The following is a 2,223-nucleotide window of genomic DNA, read 5'->3' on the forward strand; positions in this document are numbered from 1 at the left end:
TAAATCAGTATAATCCTGAGAAAGACAAAAACTCGCGTCAATAAAAACCGGGGAACGATAAAGCCATTAGCACCAGCAATGGCGGCAAAACATTTTTACCCTTACCAATGGCGCCCAGCCCTTCATTGAGGCGGCGCATGGCCCGGAAAAGCTGCGTTTCCACGGTTCTGGGAGAGATATTAAGGATTTCAGCGACTTCTTTATATTTAAAGCCATCTTCTTTGATCAGCTGAAAGATGCGACGGCACTGGGCTGGCAGGGCAGACACGATCTGGTCCATCTTAAACCGCATTTCTTTCCATTCCAGGTCGCGTTCCAGGTCTACGCTGTTGCGCAGATCAGCGGTATCCGAACCGGAAAGCGGCACTATACGCAAATGGGAATATTGTTCAAGATAATTAAGCGAATGATTTTTCACCGCCACAAAAAGATATACCTCCAGATTCACGATGGGCTCCAGCTCCGTACGACGGTTCCAGAGTTTCACGAATACGTCGGACACAATTTCTTCTGCCGCTTCTTTTACATGTACATACCTGATACAAAAATGCAATAGCCGATCATACAAATGGCGGAACAGGCGGGAGAAAGCCTGCTCATCATCATAACGTGCTATTTGCAGCTGCCATTCACGAATCTCATCCATGCTCATGTGTAGCTAAAACGTTTTTGCTAAATAGACAAAAAAAAAGAATATTTTATGCTGATCGATTTGGTTGACTACTGTAGGGAATCATATTGGCTGGTACCCTTACAGCAGCAATAATAAAAAAAAGGATTAACAAAAACAATAACCCATTCGTTGACCTATAAATTTATTTATACATCTACCAAATTCGCTTTATTTATTTTATACCTACAGTTGTACCACCTTTGCGATGTGAATATATCAAATCATATAAGAATGGAAACAACATTAACAGCGGCCACCGCCCAAAGCCGCATGCCTGCTGCATTGTGGGCATTAACGATCAGCGCTTTCGGCATAGGTACCACAGAATTTGTGATTGTTGGATTACTGCCCGTCATTGCCAAAGACCTGGCAGTGAGCATTCCTTCCGCGGGGTTGCTCGTGAGCTTTTATGCGATTGGAGTCGCTATTGGCGCTCCTATACTTACCGCGTTAACGGCCCGGATACCCCGTAAACAGTTATTGATTTCCCTCATGTTGTTATTTATTGCGGGCAACACACTGGCGGCGTTTTCACAAGGCTACTACCTGTTGATCGCCGCGCGTATGCTGACCGGCTTCGCACATGGGGTATTCTTTTCGGTAGGGGCTACCATCGCAGCAGCTATTGTTTCTCCGGATAAAAGAGCCAGTGCTATTGCCCTTATGTTTGCCGGCTTAACCATTGCCATGGTAACAGGTGTGCCGCTGGGCACTTTTATCGGCCAACAACTCGGCTGGAGGGCCACCTTTACCGGCGTAGCTATATTAGGTGGGATTGGCCTGCTGGCTAATTTGCTGCTGCTCCCCGCCAATATTCCTCATGAGGCGACCGTGAACCGCAAAGCACAATTCGGCGTGCTTTCCAACAAACCGTTGTTGCTGGCATTGCTCACGACCATCCTTAGTTATGCCGGCGTTTTCCTGGTATTCACTTACCTGTCGCCCTTACTAACGGACCTCACTCATATTCCGGCCGGTAAAGTGAGTATCATACTATTAATATATGGTGTAGCAGTAGCCATTGGTAATATGGCCGGCGGCAACCTGGCAAACAAAAATCCGCTCCGCTCCCTCCGGTACATATTAATAGCCGAAGTAGCTGCCATGATACTCTTCACCTTCACCGTGCATCAACCTGTTGCAGCCATCATTAATCTTTTCATGATAGGAGGATTATCATTTGCCACCGTACCTGCATCACAGTTATATGTGGTACAAACTGCAGAGAAGGCGGCCCCGGCTACGGTGAATGTAGCCTCTGCCCTGAATATTGCGGCGTTTAATGCAGGAGCGGCCATAGGCGCTTATGTGGGAGGAAACATTGTGGCGTCTGTACTCGGATTGGGAGCTACTCCCTGGATAGCCGCCATCTTTGTGCTGCTGGCAGCAGGGATCACCATGATCACTTTCAAAAAATAATAACCGCAAAATGCAGCCGGTAACTCCGCTGCATTTTGCTAACAGCTAATGGCTTTACTCACTCCCATCCCTCTTTAATGGCTTTCACCACCATTTCTGCGGAGGTTTTAATACCGGTTTTTTTAAGCATA

Annotated in this window: 2 protein-coding genes; one reads left to right on the plus strand and one right to left on the minus strand. The window is 46.9% G+C overall.

What is annotated here, in order from left to right:
• Window positions 1-37: 37 nt before the first annotated feature.
• On the minus strand, window positions 38-652 hold the full coding sequence (locus VIP81_RS08485) for an RNA polymerase sigma-70 factor (RefSeq protein WP_331958414.1): 615 nt from the start codon (window positions 650-652) through the stop codon (window positions 38-40).
• A gap of 252 nt (window positions 653-904) precedes the next feature.
• On the opposite strand from VIP81_RS08485, the gene VIP81_RS08490 reads away from it, so the two are divergent.
• A complete protein-coding gene (locus VIP81_RS08490) occupies window positions 905-2,092 on the plus strand; it encodes an MFS transporter (protein ID WP_331958417.1) in 1,188 nt (395 codons plus the stop codon).
• The last annotated feature ends 131 nt before the right edge of the window (window positions 2,093-2,223 follow it).

It is taken from the genome of Chitinophaga sp. (assembly GCF_036566945.1).
In the GTDB taxonomy this organism is placed as follows: Bacteria; Bacteroidota; Bacteroidia; order Chitinophagales; family Chitinophagaceae; genus Chitinophaga.

Excerpts from the sequence above, each read along its gene's own strand:
- VIP81_RS08485 (WP_331958414.1), bottom strand. The coding sequence starts at position 652 with ATGAGCATGGATGAGATTCGTGAATGGCAGCTGCAAATAGCACGTTAT.
- VIP81_RS08490 (WP_331958417.1), top strand. The coding sequence starts at position 905 with ATGGAAACAACATTAACAGCGGCCACCGCCCAAAGCCGCATGCCTGCT.